Genomic DNA, 14002 nt, shown 5'->3' with positions numbered 1-14002 from the left:
CGATTACTTGCGGCTCATCGCGTAGGCGTCGATGCGCTCGTCGGAGCGGGCTTCCCAGGCGATGGCGTCGTTGACACCGTAGACGCTGAACTGCTGGTTCAGGTAAATCCACGGGCACTGTTCGTGTGCCATCGCGTTGGCCTCTTGGAGCGTGGCATCGCGCTCGTCTCCGGTTTGCGTCCCGGCCTCTTCGAGGAGCGCGTCGAACTCGTCGTTCTTCCACGTCGTGAGGACACCCTCCGACGTGAGAAGCGCGGTCATGACGAGGCCACCGTCGAACGTCGCTTCACCCCAGCCGATGAGGAACCAGTGCGGGCGCGCCTCGATGGACCCCGCAAGGAGTTCGTCGACGAGCGACCCGAAGTCCCGCTGGCGAACCGTGGCCGTGACGTTCGGCAGTTCGTCGATGTAGCCCGCGACCGCCTGCGCGATTTCGAGGTCTTTCAGGTACCGACCGACGGGCGTGTGAAGCTCGATTTCGGTACCAGCGTAGCCGGACTCTTCGACCAGTTGTTCGGCTTGGTCTGGGTCGTACGGGTACAGGTCGAGGTCAGGGTTGTGACCGACGAACTCGGGAAGCGTCGGTTGAGCGGTCTGTGCGCCGAAGCCGCCGAGGACGTTCTGGACGATGCTTTCGAGGTCGATGGCGTAGTTCATCGCCTGCCGGAACTCCACGGAGTCGAACGGCTCCACGTCGTAGCGCATCGCGTTGTAGATGATACGCGTCGACGGTGCAGCAGCAATCCGAGCGTTGTCGGAGTTGTTGACGCGCTGGACCTCCTGCGGCGGGACGTTGACGACAACGTCCGTCTCGCCCTGTAGAAGCTGGTTCACGCGCGTACTCGCTTCGGACGCGGCGCGGAACGTGAGGGTGTCGACTGCGGCCGGTTCCCGCCAGTAGTCTTCGTTCTTCGAGAGGACGACAACCTCGTCTTCGGTGTACGAATCGAGCTTGAACGGACCGGTTCCGTTCATCTGCTGGCCGATTTCGGCCTTACTCCGCTCTTCGACCCACGACCGCTGCATCACGTCGAGGTAGGTCGCGAACTCGGAGAACACGATGGGGTTGAGCCCGTCGTTGTTCACCTTGACAGCCATCTCACCTTCGATGGCCTCCGCGCTGGCGACGCCCGCAAGTTGGTCGCTCTGTGGACTCGCGAAGCCGACTTCCTCGTCGACGACGCGGTTGATGCTGTATGCCACGTCTTCGGGGGTGAGTTCGTCGCCGTTGTGGAACGTGACACCCTCACGGATGTCGAACCGAACCGCGTTTTCGCCCTCGATGCGCTCATAGTTCGTCGATAGCGCCTGTTGCACCGCCCCTGCCGCGTCGCGCGTGAGCACGCCCTCGTACGCGTGAAGCATGACGATAGTCGTCGGCGTCTCGCGGTGGTCGTGCGGGTCGAGACCCGAGGGCATCTGCCCTTGCGTAATCGTCACGTCGAACGCCTCCTGCGACGGCGTCGGCGTCTCTTCGGTCGTGGTGGTCTCATCGCCACCCGCCGTGGTCGTCGTCGTCGTTTCCTCGCCATCTCCACCAGCACAACCAGCGATAGCGGCAGAAGCTGCCGCGCTGCCAGCCAATGTCAGGTATTTCCGTCTGCCGATGTGCGGGTTGTTATCAGTCATCGAAGGTAAAATGAGGCCGTCGTTCTTATATCCATTGCCTAAAACGCCACACACATTCTTGATTCACTCTATATATTGCTACCTAATACCATAGTGACGGACCAACACAAATCCGGGGTACGCTTATTATCCCTCATAGCCGAAGGTTTTGTATGGCCGTGACCGGCCGTCCCACACTCAGGGACTTGTTCGATGAGTCGCCCACGCCACACATCGCGCACCCACCGTGGACGCACAGGCGTCACTTCTACGTCGCGACGGACGGGTCGTACCGTCCGAACGCTGGTGGACTCGGTGTGGTAATCGAAACCCGCGACGGCGAACGAGTGACCCGTCTCTCGCTTCCCGACGTGGCTCCGGACAACAACGTCTCGGAGTATCGCGCACTTCACCTCGGACTTGACGTGCTCGCTCACAGAGCGCCGCCCGGGGCCCGCGTGGGTATCCTCGTCGACCACGACGACCTGGCTGCAAACGTGAACAACGCCGTGTTGGCTTCCGACCATCCGGACTGGAAGCCGCCGAAGCCAATCAGCGTCCCCACCGGGAGCGAACACCACTGGCGTGGGATTCGCGCCCGCATCGCGGGATTCGGCGAAGTTCGCGCTGCCCGTATCGACGGGAGAGAGAACCCGGCCCACCCGTTGGCGAACTCACCGAGTGAGTACAAACACGTCAACGAGCAACCGGACCGGTGTGTCCTCCCCGACCCCCTCGGCTTCGAATCGGAGCAGGACGTAAGTTACCTCCCGCCCTCCCGATTCGAAGGACAGGCAGGCGACTAAGTCCCGAACGAACGCCCCTCGACTCCCGGAGCGGGTGACTCCCACCCGCACCTTGGCTATGGGCCACTCTCTCGCTCGCGAGAGCCGTTAAAACCCAATCCCACGACTGGCCAATCGGAGTCCGATGAGCGTGAGCAGGCCCATCGTCGCGGCTATCTGGGACGACTGCGGAATCTTCGGTCGCACCCACGTTCCTGCACGAACACCGACGAGCCCCGGTAGTGCAGCGACCGCGGAGAGTGCGAGCACGTTGGTCCCGCCGAACAACCCGAGCCACGCCGCTAACGCCACGCGGACCGCCGAGATACCGAGGAATATCAGCGCGACGACGCCGACGAACGTCGACCGGTCCAGATTGAGGCTCTGGAGGTACGCGACCACCTGTACGCCGACGTTGCTCGCGCCGAAGATGAGACCAGAGACGAGTCCGAGTGCCGCTTTCATCCCCGTTTTCTCGGTGAAACAGCTGTCTCGGAGCCGCTTTTCTCCCGGAATCGACAGCCACGGTTGGGAGAAGACGACGTAGACGAGAACGAACACGCCGAGCGCCAGCGTCAGCGGCCCGGTCGGAATCGCCGACAGAAGCACCATCCCGACGACGGTTCCGACCACCGCGGCGGCGACGTACGGCCAAAAGCGGCGCACGCACGACTGGAGACTCGACCGGTCGAGTTCGCGCACGAGCGAGACGTTTCCGGCGAGTATCGGGAGAATCATCACGACGACGGCCAGTTGCGGGCCAATCGTCGCTGCGAGCAGTGCCGTGCCGACGACGGAGAAGCCGAATCCGTTGACGCCGGTGACGAAGCCACCGAAGGCGACGATACCAAAGACGAGTGCTGCGGTGGCCAGTGTGACCTCCATACGACGACTCTCGAAGGAGTAGTGCTTGAATCCACGTCCGGATTGCGTGGGTTGTACAGTGGCGACTCCCCCTACCGTGTCGGAGACCGAAACACCTCCTAGTGTCACAGACCGAAACATCTCTCTCGTCACAAAGTTGACAACGAAGTATGACGACGAACCCGCATGGACGCGACGGAAACTGGTGAGTCGTTCGACCCCCGTATTCGTGGCCTGTCACCGCTCGGTGCGACACTCCGATGTCAGGCACTCCGAGTCGTCGCCAGCGCCCTCGTCGCGTCGGTGGTCGTCTTCGCCCTCGCCACCGACCCTGCTTTCCTCTCACCGACCACGGGACTACGTCTCGATGTGCTCTCCGCCACCTCGTCGGACCTCCTCGTTCGGGTTGAATTGGCTGCCCTCGTTGGTGTCCTCGCGGGTGGCGTCCACCTCGTCTCGCTGACCGCCCGCGACCCCAGAGTCTCTCTTCGGGCCGCCGCGCCCCACCTCGCTGCTTCGGGGGTGCTGTTCTTCGCCGGTGTTGGACTCGCGTGGCTCATCACTCCGAGCCTCGTCGATATGCTCGCCGGTGCGGACCGTATCGCGCTCTCGGCCCGGCAGGCGGTTCTCGAACTCGAACTGTTCTTCCCCGTCGCAGTGGGCCTCGGCGCTGCTATCCCACCGCTTCTCGTCGGATTAGTCCGGGCGAATGCACTCTGGTCCCGACTCGGCGGCCGAACCAGCGGACCGGCCCTGCTGTTCGTCGTCTGGTTCGCTGCGTTCTTCTCGCCGCCGGACCCGACGACGTTCGCCCTCTACGCGGCCCCACCGCTCGCGGGCGTCGCTGTCGCCGTCGCGTGGGTCGATTTCGTGTAAGTTAGCCGGGTTTCTCGAAGCCCACTCGTTCGAGACGCTCGTGAGCGAATCAACCGCCGGACCAGTGTGTGATTGTGTCGCACCATCAACCTTTTGAGAAACTCTCTCGACCAGAACGTATGCCCTCTGAACCTGAGCGTCTGTCCTCTGAGTCAGGCATCGAACTCCAAGACATCCGGTCCGTTGCGCGGTCGTATTTTCGACGGGAAGTGAGTCCCGCACACGACTGGTTTCACGTCCAGCGAGTGGAAGCGAACGCAGAACAACTCGCGTCCGAATATCCTGACGTGGACGACGCCGTCGTTCGACTTTCGGTACTGCTTCACGACATCGGACGAGCGAAAGAAGACCGCGGCGAAATCGAGGACCACGCGGAGTGGGGCGCGGAAGAAAGCGACCGAATTCTCCGCGAGCACGGGGTCTCGTCCGACCGACGCGACGCTGTTGCCCACTGTATCAGAGCCCACCGCTATTCGAATCACATCGAACCCGAGACGCTCGAAGCGAAGATTCTCTGCGACGCAGATAATCTCGATGCCATCGGTGCGGTCGGCATCGCTCGCTGTTTTACCTACGGCGGCGAACTGGGCTCACCGATACACGACCCGTCGCTGCCGGTCGAAGCGGACGAGTCGGTCGCCGGAGAGACGCAGTTCAACCACCTCCAGAAGAAGCTCCTGAACATCTCGAACCGAATGTACACCGACGCGGGTCGCGAACGTGCGAGCGAACGAACTGAGTTCGTCCGAACGTTCGCACAGCGGTTCGAGAGAGAAGTGGCTGGAAATCGATAGCGGGTCGGGCGCAGTTACTCTTCCTGTGCGTCCACGACCGCAGTTGCCGCCAGATTGACGATGTCCTTCACTTCGTCACCGCGCTGGAGGACGTGGACCGGCTTGTCCATCCCGACGAGCATCGGGCCGATGGCCTCCGCGCCGCCGAGGCGCTGGAGGAGTTTGTAGCCGATGTTGCCCGCTTCGAGGTTCGGGAAGATGAGCAGGTTCGCAGGCTCGTCGAGTTCGGTGAAGTCGTAGGTGCCTTCGAGGATATCCTCGACGAGCGCCGTGTCGGCCTGCATCTCACCGTCGACGGGGAAGTCAACCTCGGGGTCGTTCTGCAGAAGCTTGGCCGCGTCGCGCGGTTTTGCCGTCCCCTCGTTGCGGACACTGCCGAAGTTCGAGTACGACAGGAGTGCCGCGCGAGGTTCGACGTTGAACCGGCGGGCGAGTTTGGCTGTGTGCTTCGTAATCTCCGCGAGGACGTCCTCGTCGGGGTTGAGATTGACGGTGGCGTCGGCACAGAAGACGACGCGGTTCTTGAACGTCATCATGTAGACACCGGCCGCATAGTCGGCGTCCTCGGCGGTGCCGATGACCTGAAGCGGCGGGCGAAGTCCGGTCGGGTAGTGGTGAGTCAGACCCGTGAGCATCGCGTCGGCGTCGCCCATCTCGACCATCACGCTGGCGAAGTAGTTGGAGTCGCGGCGGACGAGTTCGCTCGCCTCGGACTTGGTGATGCCCTTGCGCTGGCGGAGTTCGTAGAGGTGGTCAGCGTAGTGGTCCCACTCGCCGTCGCGCGGGTTGGCGATGGTGGGGTCGAAGTCGAGACCGAGGTCCTCGGCCTTCCGGAGGATGTGCGTGGTGTTTCCGATGAGGATGGGTTCGGCGATGCCTTCGTCCTGCATCTGGTAGGCCGCGCGGATGATTTTCTCGTTCGTCCCCTCGGCAAGCGCGACGCGCTTGGGTTCGGACTTCGCCTTGTTGAGGACGACACGCATCATCTCACGGGACTTGCCGAGGCGCGCTTCGAGGCGCTCGCGGTACTCGTTGAGGTCGAGGCGCTTGCGGGCCGCACCGGAGTTCACCGCCGCCTGCGCCACTGCGGGCGCGACTTCGAACAGCACGCGCGGGTCGAGCGGTTTCGGAATGAGGTAGTCGGGACCGAACTGAAGCGGGTGGTCACCGTAGGCCTTGACGACGGCGTCGGGCACGTCCTGCCGGGCGAGTTCGGCGAGCGCTTCGGCGGCCGCACGCTTCATCGACTCGTTGATTTCCGTGGCGCGCACGTCGAGCGCACCGCGGAAGATGAAGGGGAACCCGAGGACGTTGTTCACCTGATTCGGGTAGTCAGAGCGTCCCGTGGCCATGATGACCATGTCGTCCCGGGCGTTCTTGGCGTCCTCGTAGTTGATTTCGGGGTCGGGATTCGCCATCGCGAAGATGATGGGGTCGTTAGCCATCGACCGGACCATCTCCTGCGAGACGATGCCGCCGACAGAGAGGCCTGCAAACACGTCTGCGCCCCGCATCGCGTCGGCGAGGTCGCCCCCCTCGACGGGTTGGGCGAACTCGGCTTTGTACTTGTTCACGTCGCCCGCTTCGACACGCGCTTCGGTGATGATGCCCGAGGAGTCGCACATCGTGATGTTCTCCTTTTTCGCGCCGAGAGAGACGTAGAATCGGGCCGTCGCGAGGGCGGACGCGCCCGCGCCGGAGAAGACGATATCGAGTTCGTCGAGTTCCTTGTCGACGATGTCCGCGGCGTTCAGCAGGGCCGCACCGGAGATGATAGCCGTCCCGTGCTGGTCGTCGTGGAACACGGGGATGTCCATCGACTCGCGGAGTTGCCGTTCGATTTCGAAGCACTCGGGCGCTTTGATGTCTTCGAGGTTGATGCCACCGAAGGTCGGTTCCATCGCCTTCGTTGCCGCGACGAAGTCGTCGACGTCGGTGATGTCGAGTTCAACGTCGAACACGTCGATGTCGGCGAAGCGCTTGAACAGGACGCCCTTGCCCTCCATGACGGGCTTGGACGCCGACGCACCGATATCGCCGAGACCGAGGACCGCCGTTCCGTTGGAGACGACGCCCACGAGGTTCCCCTTCGCGGTGTACTCGTATGCGGCGTCTTCGTCCTCGTCGATGTCCCGGCACGGTGCCGCGACACCAGGCGAGTACGCAAGCGAGAGGTCTCGCTGTGTGTTGGTCGGTTTTGTTGTCGCAATCTCTATCTTTCCGGGCGGGTCCCGGCGGTGATATTCCCGTGAGTCGTCGTCCAGTCCCATGACTCAGTGGTCCTCAGTCCGGAGGCAAAAAACTATCCAACGTCGTCGAACCATGACTTCGACGTGTGTCGAATATCCGCCAGACGGAAGTTCGATAGAAGCAGCGCTTCAACACCGGCTCCTGACAAAAATTACTCCGGTTCGATGTGAAGAATTTCTGGGCGGTCGAGTTCGAACGACCCCGTGGCGTCGGTGACGGTTCGAGTTGGCCACGACCCGGTTGTCGTCAGCACTTCCGCGTCGTCCTCGGTGACGAGTACCGTGTCTTCGCTCTTTGCGCCCTCGATGGTCGGGTTGTACGCGTAGCCCATCGGGACGTGTACGTCGGCATCGGCATCGGGTCGGGCGAACCACTCGCGGCCCGCAAACCCGGCGGCACCGCCCTGATGGTGGTTCAACCACTCGTCCGACTCGCCGACTGCGTCGTAGGTGTCGCGGATGGTGTCGAATACGTCTGCGGCGGTCCCACCCTCGGCGGCGACGCGCTGTGTCGCTGCGAGTGCATTCACCTCGACGCGCATTGCCTTCCCGTGGCGAGTTTCGAGCCACTCCGGGGCGTCGAACGCGACGGTTCGCGTGCAACTCGCGTACAGTCCGTCCCGCTGAGCAGTCACCGACACGAGCGCGTAGTCGCCGATTTGCTCTCGGGTCGGGGTGTAGTGGCGGTACTTCTGCGCGCGGCGAGCGCCGCCGACGAGGGCGACTGGCGTCTCGATACCCATCGCGTGGAGGGTGACGCGAAGGCCGGATGCGACTTCGTGTTCGGTGTCGTCCGGATGAAGTTCGTGGCAGACGCGCTCGACTGCATCGGCGACATCGCGGCAGAGGTCACGGTACGCTTCGATATCGTCCTCGGTGAGCGGTTGTCGAAGTTCCGACGCGGCAACGTCGTCGAATCCGGGCACGTCGAAGTCGGCGGCCGCGGGTGTGGGCGACACCGTCGCGACGGCGGACGCGAGAGAGCCTTCGTACCACTGGAACTGGTGGATTCGAACGTCTTCGTGAGGGACTTCCTCGTGGAGCAGTCGCGTGGCTTCGATGTTGTCGGTCACGACGTGGAACTCGTCGCCATCGTATCCGGCGGCCGCGACACCGATTTCGGCGTCACGGTCGACGACGTTGTCGCCGCCGAGGAGCCACGCGAACGCGTTTGGACGGGCGAACCAGACCGCTTCGAGGTCCTGTTTTTCGAGGTATACGTCGAGGCGCTCGGCCCGTGATGCGAGTCGCTCGTTCATGTCTCGGCCGTCCAACGCAATCGACTTCAATGGGACGGCTCGTGGCAAAGGAGCGGTGGGACCATCGCAGAATCCGGCAGCAAAAAAAGGACCTCAGGTCGAGTCGTCCGCACAGCCGCCGTTTTTCACGTCGTAGTTGAGCTGCGTCACGACTGCCTGAATCGGGGCGAGCACGTCACCTTCTAAGACGTGGTCGACCGGAAGCCGCGCCGCGAGGGCGTCGATTTCGTCGTACGCCTCGGTGTGCAGGCGGTCGCACGTCGTCGCATCCCCACCATCGCCAGCCGCCAGTTCGTCCGCCGCCGCCGGACCGACACCGACAGCGAGGAGACCAAACACCGCACAGAGTGTCACGAGACCCCTCGTGAGTCGCAGTTGGTTCACCTCTCTTCCCTCCGGTTTGGAGTACGTGGACGGGCGCAATATATGTTAGCTGAAATACATTTCTATTGGATTTCAAACTGAAATCGATATCCCTTCGTCGGGTGTCAAATCTTTCGAGACTGTCAATATGTCCAGACAATCTTCTTTCTGCGTGTTGCGCTCTGGATAGTCAGGTGCTGAATCAAATTTGCTAGCTGTTAACATTAATCACATTCTATTTGCTGCTAGGTGAGTCGATGGAGGCGCAAATTCAAACGGAGACTGGGGAGAGTCCAGAGGCGGTCTTCGCCGCGCTCGGCCACGAAACACGCCTCGCGATTCTATACGAACTGTGGAAGGCACGGGACCCAGAAGAACACATCCCGAAACAGGCCCTCTCGTTTGCAGAGCTACGCAAGCGAATCGGGATGCGAGACGGGTCACAGTTCAACTACCACCTCAAGAAACTCCTCGGGGAGTTCGTCCACCAGACGGACGACGGGTACGTCCTCAGACAGGCCGGAGAAAAGATACTGAGCACCGTTCTCGCCGGGACGATGGGCAGTAACATCATCCTCGACGGCGAACCGATAGACGAGCCGTGTCCACTGTGCGGCGGGCCGGTCGTCCTTGAATGCGGGACCGAGCGAACGCTCGATTTCTTCACCGTTCGGTGTACCGCCTGTGAGGGTGCAGTTTACCCCGGAGAAGGAATGAAAGGAACCCTAAGTACATCCGAATTCCTTCCGCCGACCGGCGTCAAAAACAGGTCGATTTCCGAAGCGTACCAAGCCCAGCGAACGTGGGTGAAGCACAAGATGCTCTCGATGATGGAGGGGGTCTGTCCACAGTGTTCCGGAACGGTCAGCGTGACGCCGAAAGTCTGTGAAAACCACGAACCAAGTGACGGGCGAGTCTGTCCCGAGTGCAACACCATCTTTCGGGTGTGGTTCCTGCGCGTTTGCGACGTGTGTCACCTGAACCACGAGGTTCCGAGCGAGATGCACATGCTCGCACACCCGACCGCCGCCGCGTTCTACTACGAACACGGCTACGGGTGGGACCACGACTGGCACACGATTGGAACCGAAACGGTCGAAGAACAGCAGGTCGTCTCGACGGACCCCTTCGAACTCCAAACCTCCGCCGTCGCCGACGGCGAAGCGTTGGATGTGACACTCGACGGTGATGGTCAGGTGGTCGAAGTAGAACGCGGGTAAGCGTCGGCCTCGGCTTCCCCGTGCGCCTTCGGTGACCCTCGACCTTCGACAACCATACCTGCGAGATATAAGTTCGCGCAGGCCTGACCCCCGCGTATGACACCTCGGCTTCGTCGCCTCCTCGCCGGTGGTGCCGTGATGACCGGCATCCTGATGGTCCTCGGCGTCTACACCGCCGCGTCAGGGGCCGGACTCACGTGTGCTGGCCGCTGGCCGTTCTGTGACGGCTTTCTCGGTCTCTTCCCGGCCAACTGGGGCAGTTTCATCGAGTGGTTCCATCGCCTCGTTGCCATGCTCACCGGCTTCGTTATCCTTGGAACGACGATACAGGCGTGGCGCGAAGGCGTCGCTGCGCGCGTCCGCTACGCGCTCGTCGTCGCCACGGTCATCCTCCCGTTCCAAATCGTCCTCGGTGCCCTCACCGTCACCGAGTACGAGTGGGTCATCCTCACCGCCCACTACGTCGTGGCCACGTCCATCTTCACCGCCGTCGTCGCCGCCGCGGCGTGGGGACTCGCCGACCGCGGCATCGGACGCACCGCCGACGCAGTCCGGCTTGCACTCGTCGGAACGCCCGTCATGCTCGTCTTGACCCCGCACAGTTTCGTCGCCTTCGGCCCGCTGACACAGGCGACCTACTACGTCGTCGGACTCGTCACCTACGCCGCACTCATCGCCGCGACGCTCTGGGCGTCCACCGCCCACGGACTGCGACGAGATGCATACGGCAAGTTACGGATGCTCACCGCGCCCGCGAGTGTAATTGTTGTCGCACTCCTCATCATCGGGCGGCAGGTGTACGGCCCGACACTCCAACTTGCTCACATCGGCGGCACCGTCGTCGCGCTCGTTCTCGTCGCCGCCGCCGTTGCTGTCGTCCGAGGCGGACTCCCCACGCCACAGACCGGCGTCACCAACGACGCGAACTGAGCGCCCCGCGATTTCGATTTAACGTCTGATTTTTTACGACGACTGCGAGTTGACCCATTCAACATTCCTGTGCTATATTGTATCATTTCCCAATATTCGTAGCCATGGTTGTGATATTTCCTATAGAATGCCAATTTATTATTCATTCTACCGATTTACTGGCAAATTTCACTAAATCCAACGTGAATTGAGCGACGGACCGAAGAAGTGTTATATCCGGATGTGCTACCTGTGCCTTGTTATGCAACGTCGTACCTATCTGAAGGGCGCCGCAGGGACCGCAGCCACGTTCACGCTGGCTGGTTGTCTCGGCGGCGGTGGGGGCAATGGCAGCGAGACGATTACCATTGGGTCGGACATTCCGTACCGCCCGTTCGAGTACGAGACGACCGAAGGCGAACTCGTCGGGTTCGACGTGGACATCGCGGAGGCCGTCTTCGCCGACCAACTCGGCTACGAGTACGAATTCCAGAAGACGAGCTTCGACGGCATCATCCCGTCGCTCAACAACGGGAACTTCCGTGTCATCATGTCCGCGATGACCATCACCGAAGACCGCGCCGAGAAAATCGACTTCTCCGACCCGTACTTCACGGCCTACCAGACGGTCGTCGTCCTGAAAGACAGCGACATCTCCACGAAGGAGGACCTCAAGGGCGTCACGGTCGGTGTCCAAAAGGGGACAACCGGTGCAGGTGCGGCCGACGGACTCAAAGAAGAGTTCGGCGGTGACCTGACCATCCAGCGCTACGACCAGATTCCCGGTGCGTTCGACGCGCTCCGTAACAACCAGGTCGACGCTGTCGTCAACGACAACACCGTCAATGCCGAGTTCGTCAACCAGAGTGACAGCGTCAAGTTCCTCGAAGGTGCCGGTGCTGCCGAAGAACAGGGCAAAGACGCACCGCCGTACCTCACGCTCACCGTCGAAGAGTACGGTATCGGGTTCCGGAAGGACGACGACGAACTCCGCGAGGAAGTCAACGGAGCTATCGCCACGATAAAAGAAAACGGGACGTACGACGAGATTTACTCGGAGTACTTCTCGGGATAACCGCGCACCCCCGTTTTTATACCAACACTGTGAGAATTATTACCAATGGCAGAATCATACTCTGAGGGGCGGAGCACGGACGACGAGTTCGAAGAGCAGTTTCTGAACGACAAGACGCTCAAGTTCGCAGGTGCAGCAGTTGCGACACTGTTCACGCTGGTTATTGGTCTGTTCATCGGCGCGATTATCTTCACGCAGGTTAACTTAGATCTCTTCGTGGAGATAATCTACCCGCAGTTCGTCAACGCGTACCTGCTGGTGCTTGGCATCTTCCTCGGTGGGAGTGTCCTATCTATCTTCTGTGGTATCTTCGTTGGACTCGGGCGCGTCTCGAAGACTCGTATCACGAACACGGTCGCAACCGGTTACGTCGAGTTCTTCCGCGGAACGCCGCTTCTGTTCCAACTCATCGTCATCTTCTTCGGGATTCCGGCGTTCTGGCCACCGGGTCAGTTCCCCATCCGAAACTGGGCGCTTCCGGCCGCCATCATCGGTCTGACGCTCAACCACGCCGCGTACGTCGGAGAGGCCGTCCGTGGTGGCATCTCGGCCGTCCCCGAAGGACAGATGGAAGCAGCACGCTCGCTCGGGATGTCCTACGTGCAGTCGATGCGCGAAGTCGTCCTCCCGCAGGCGTGGCGCAACGCGCTGGCCGCAATCGGTAACGACCAAGTCATCCTCGTGAAGGACACCTCGCTCTTGACGGTCATCGCCGTCCCGGAACTCATCAGCGCGTTCCGGCAGGTCAACTCCACGACGTTCGACCCGTGGACGCCGATTCTCCTCGTCGCTATCGCGTACCTCGGAATCACGGTGCCGCTCGGCAAGGTGGTCAGACACCTCGAAGCCCGCTCCGACTGGGGAGGTGACCGCCGATGAGCCTTCTCGAATTCGACAAGGTTGACAAATACTTCGGCGAGACGCACGTCCTGAAGGACGTCGACCTCGAAGTCGAAGAAGGCGAAGTGTGCGTCATCATCGGCCCGTCCGGGTCGGGGAAGTCCACGCTCCTTCGCTGTGCGAATCGTCTCGAAGAGATTCAAGACGGTGAGATTCGACTCGAAGGGAGGTCTATCTCCGACCCCGACGCGGACATCAACCACTTACGGCAGCGCATCGGGATGGTGTTCCAGAGCTTCAACCTCTTTCCGCACAAGACGGCGCTGGAGAACGTGACGCTCGCACCCAGGAAGGTAAAGAACCTCGAAGAAGAGGTCACAGCGCAACTCGCAGAAGAGTTACTCGACCGCGTGGGTCTCGCCGACCAGGCGAGTTCCTACCCGAACCAACTCTCTGGTGGACAGCAACAGCGTGTCGCCATCGCGCGCGCACTCGCGATGAACCCACGTGTCATGCTCTTCGACGAAGTCACGAGCGCACTCGACCCCGAACTCGTCGGGGAAGTGCTCGATGTCATGCACGGCCTCGCCGACGAGGGAATGACGATGCTCGTCGTCACCCACGAGATGGGCTTCGCCCGCGAGGTGGGCGACCGCATCGTGCTCATGGCTGACGGGCGCGTCGTCGAAGACTCACCACCCGAGCAGTTCTTCGAAAACCCCGAAACCGAACGGGGCAAGAAGTTCCTCTCGAAGCTCTTCTGAGGCACTCGGGAACACACCTCCCAACAGCCTTATACGCTGAAATCACGGTTGTGGCGGCATGAGCGACACATCCCACGAGTACAGTACCGAACCCCCCGATTTCGACCGACGGAAGACGACTCTGTTCTGTCACACCTGCGGCCGCGCCGCGCACCTCGATGACTGGCCAACCGACGAGGCTGACGAGCAAGTCCAGCGTATCGACTGCCCGGACTGCGGGACGACCGTGTGGCGCGGAATGGAGTCCGACGACGAAGACACGAATCGGACGCTTTCGGCACCAACGCCGTAACATCCCGAACAGCCCGCTGAACGACCTCCCCACCATACCCTGTCCGCGACGATTTTCTCTCGGAGCCAACGTGTGATGAGTGGGAGGAACACAGCCACCGGAGA

General features: G+C 61.7%; 14 protein-coding genes. 9 read left to right on the top strand and 5 right to left on the bottom strand.

All coding sequences use genetic code 11. The features are described 5' to 3' along the window. Nucleotides 1-3: 3 nt before the first annotated feature. On the bottom strand, nucleotides 4-1629 hold the full coding sequence (locus ACH9L7_RS01025) for an ABC transporter substrate-binding protein (RefSeq protein ID WP_396611900.1): 1626 nt from the start codon (nucleotides 1627-1629) through the stop codon (nucleotides 4-6). A gap of 152 nt (nucleotides 1630-1781) precedes the next feature. Between ACH9L7_RS01025 and ACH9L7_RS01020 the strand changes: the two genes are divergently transcribed. Further along, on the top strand, nucleotides 1782-2414 hold the full coding sequence (locus ACH9L7_RS01020) for a ribonuclease H (protein WP_396611899.1): 633 nt from the start codon (nucleotides 1782-1784) through the stop codon (nucleotides 2412-2414). Nucleotides 2415-2501: 87 nt separating this feature from the next. Here the strand turns inward: ACH9L7_RS01020 and ACH9L7_RS01015 are convergent, their stop codons facing one another. Next, nucleotides 2502-3278, bottom strand: coding sequence for a sulfite exporter TauE/SafE family protein (locus ACH9L7_RS01015; RefSeq protein WP_396611898.1), 777 nt, complete (start codon nucleotides 3276-3278; stop codon nucleotides 2502-2504). A 165-nt stretch (nucleotides 3279-3443) separates the two neighbouring features. Here ACH9L7_RS01015 and ACH9L7_RS01010 point away from each other — a divergent pair, with 165 nt between their 5' ends. Together ACH9L7_RS01010 and ACH9L7_RS01005 are read left to right on the top strand one after the other, a co-directional pair. Next, nucleotides 3444-4133 (top strand): twin-arginine translocase subunit TatC, encoded by a 690-nt coding sequence (locus tag ACH9L7_RS01010; RefSeq protein ID WP_396611897.1) that lies wholly within the window; start codon nucleotides 3444-3446, stop codon nucleotides 4131-4133. 119 nt (nucleotides 4134-4252) lie between these two features. Continuing rightward, nucleotides 4253-4927: an HD domain-containing protein gene (locus ACH9L7_RS01005; protein WP_396611896.1), complete on the top strand. Its 675-nt coding sequence runs from the start codon at nucleotides 4253-4255 to the stop codon at nucleotides 4925-4927. A gap of 14 nt (nucleotides 4928-4941) precedes the next feature. On the opposite strand, the gene ACH9L7_RS01000 is transcribed toward ACH9L7_RS01005, so the two are convergent. The 3 genes from ACH9L7_RS01000 to ACH9L7_RS00990 all read right to left on the bottom strand — a co-directional run bounded on the left by ACH9L7_RS01000 (nucleotide 4942) and on the right by ACH9L7_RS00990 (nucleotide 8819). After that, nucleotides 4942-7197, bottom strand: a complete 2256-nt coding sequence (locus tag ACH9L7_RS01000) for an NADP-dependent malic enzyme (RefSeq protein WP_396611895.1) — start codon at nucleotides 7195-7197, stop codon at nucleotides 4942-4944. 131 nt (nucleotides 7198-7328) lie between these two features. Then, on the bottom strand, nucleotides 7329-8435 hold the full coding sequence (locus ACH9L7_RS00995) for a M24 family metallopeptidase (RefSeq protein ID WP_396611894.1): 1107 nt from the start codon (nucleotides 8433-8435) through the stop codon (nucleotides 7329-7331). A 93-nt stretch (nucleotides 8436-8528) separates the two neighbouring features. Further along, on the bottom strand, nucleotides 8529-8819 hold the full coding sequence (locus ACH9L7_RS00990; protein WP_396611893.1) for a hypothetical protein: 291 nt from the start codon (nucleotides 8817-8819) through the stop codon (nucleotides 8529-8531). Between the two features lie 236 nt (nucleotides 8820-9055). Between ACH9L7_RS00990 and ACH9L7_RS00985 the strand changes: the two genes are divergently transcribed. The 6 genes from ACH9L7_RS00985 to ACH9L7_RS00960 all read left to right on the top strand — a co-directional run bounded on the left by ACH9L7_RS00985 (nucleotide 9056) and on the right by ACH9L7_RS00960 (nucleotide 13898). Next, on the top strand, nucleotides 9056-10018 hold the full coding sequence (locus tag ACH9L7_RS00985) for a winged helix-turn-helix domain-containing protein (RefSeq protein WP_396611892.1): 963 nt from the start codon (nucleotides 9056-9058) through the stop codon (nucleotides 10016-10018). A 138-nt stretch (nucleotides 10019-10156) separates the two neighbouring features. Continuing rightward, a complete protein-coding gene (locus ACH9L7_RS00980; RefSeq protein ID WP_396613308.1) occupies nucleotides 10157-10948 on the top strand; it encodes a COX15/CtaA family protein in 792 nt (263 codons plus the stop codon). A gap of 241 nt (nucleotides 10949-11189) precedes the next feature. Then, entirely contained in the window at nucleotides 11190-12002 is an 813-nt protein-coding gene (locus tag ACH9L7_RS00975) for a basic amino acid ABC transporter substrate-binding protein (RefSeq protein ID WP_396611891.1), read from the top strand. 45 nt (nucleotides 12003-12047) lie between these two features. Beyond that, nucleotides 12048-12881, top strand: a complete 834-nt coding sequence (locus ACH9L7_RS00970) for an amino acid ABC transporter permease (RefSeq protein ID WP_396611890.1) — start codon at nucleotides 12048-12050, stop codon at nucleotides 12879-12881. Further along, nucleotides 12878-13606, top strand: coding sequence for an amino acid ABC transporter ATP-binding protein (locus ACH9L7_RS00965; protein ID WP_396611889.1), 729 nt, complete (start codon nucleotides 12878-12880; stop codon nucleotides 13604-13606). The genes ACH9L7_RS00970 and ACH9L7_RS00965 overlap by 4 nt, the downstream gene beginning before the upstream one ends. A 58-nt stretch (nucleotides 13607-13664) precedes the next feature. Then, a complete protein-coding gene (locus ACH9L7_RS00960; RefSeq protein WP_396611888.1) occupies nucleotides 13665-13898 on the top strand; it encodes a hypothetical protein in 234 nt (77 codons plus the stop codon). Nucleotides 13899-14002: the final 104 nt, after the last annotated feature.

This window comes from Haloferax sp. S1W (genome assembly GCF_044593955.1).
Taxonomy (GTDB): Archaea; Halobacteriota; Halobacteria; order Halobacteriales; family Haloferacaceae; genus Haloferax.
Note: the sequence above shows the minus strand (reverse complement) of the source record. Positions and strands in the feature narration are given on the sequence as shown.

Coding starts and splice junctions, on each gene's coding strand:
- ACH9L7_RS01020 (WP_396611899.1), top strand. CDS start 1,782: ATGGCCGTGACCGGCCGTCCCACACTCAGGGACTTGTTCGATGAGTCG.
- ACH9L7_RS01005 (WP_396611896.1), top strand. CDS start 4,253: ATGCCCTCTGAACCTGAGCGTCTGTCCTCTGAGTCAGGCATCGAACTC.
- ACH9L7_RS00985 (WP_396611892.1), top strand. CDS start 9,056: ATGGAGGCGCAAATTCAAACGGAGACTGGGGAGAGTCCAGAGGCGGTC.
- ACH9L7_RS00980 (WP_396613308.1), top strand. CDS start 10,157: ATGACCGGCATCCTGATGGTCCTCGGCGTCTACACCGCCGCGTCAGGG.
- ACH9L7_RS00970 (WP_396611890.1), top strand. CDS start 12,048: ATGGCAGAATCATACTCTGAGGGGCGGAGCACGGACGACGAGTTCGAA.
- ACH9L7_RS01025 (WP_396611900.1), bottom strand. CDS start 1,629: ATGACTGATAACAACCCGCACATCGGCAGACGGAAATACCTGACATTG.
- ACH9L7_RS00960 (WP_396611888.1), top strand. CDS start 13,665: ATGAGCGACACATCCCACGAGTACAGTACCGAACCCCCCGATTTCGAC.
- ACH9L7_RS01015 (WP_396611898.1), bottom strand. CDS start 3,278: ATGGAGGTCACACTGGCCACCGCAGCACTCGTCTTTGGTATCGTCGCC.
- ACH9L7_RS01010 (WP_396611897.1), top strand. CDS start 3,444: ATGGACGCGACGGAAACTGGTGAGTCGTTCGACCCCCGTATTCGTGGC.
- ACH9L7_RS00975 (WP_396611891.1), top strand. CDS start 11,190: ATGCAACGTCGTACCTATCTGAAGGGCGCCGCAGGGACCGCAGCCACG.
- ACH9L7_RS00965 (WP_396611889.1), top strand. CDS start 12,878: ATGAGCCTTCTCGAATTCGACAAGGTTGACAAATACTTCGGCGAGACG.
- ACH9L7_RS00995 (WP_396611894.1), bottom strand. CDS start 8,435: ATGAACGAGCGACTCGCATCACGGGCCGAGCGCCTCGACGTATACCTC.
- ACH9L7_RS01000 (WP_396611895.1), bottom strand. CDS start 7,197: ATGGGACTGGACGACGACTCACGGGAATATCACCGCCGGGACCCGCCC.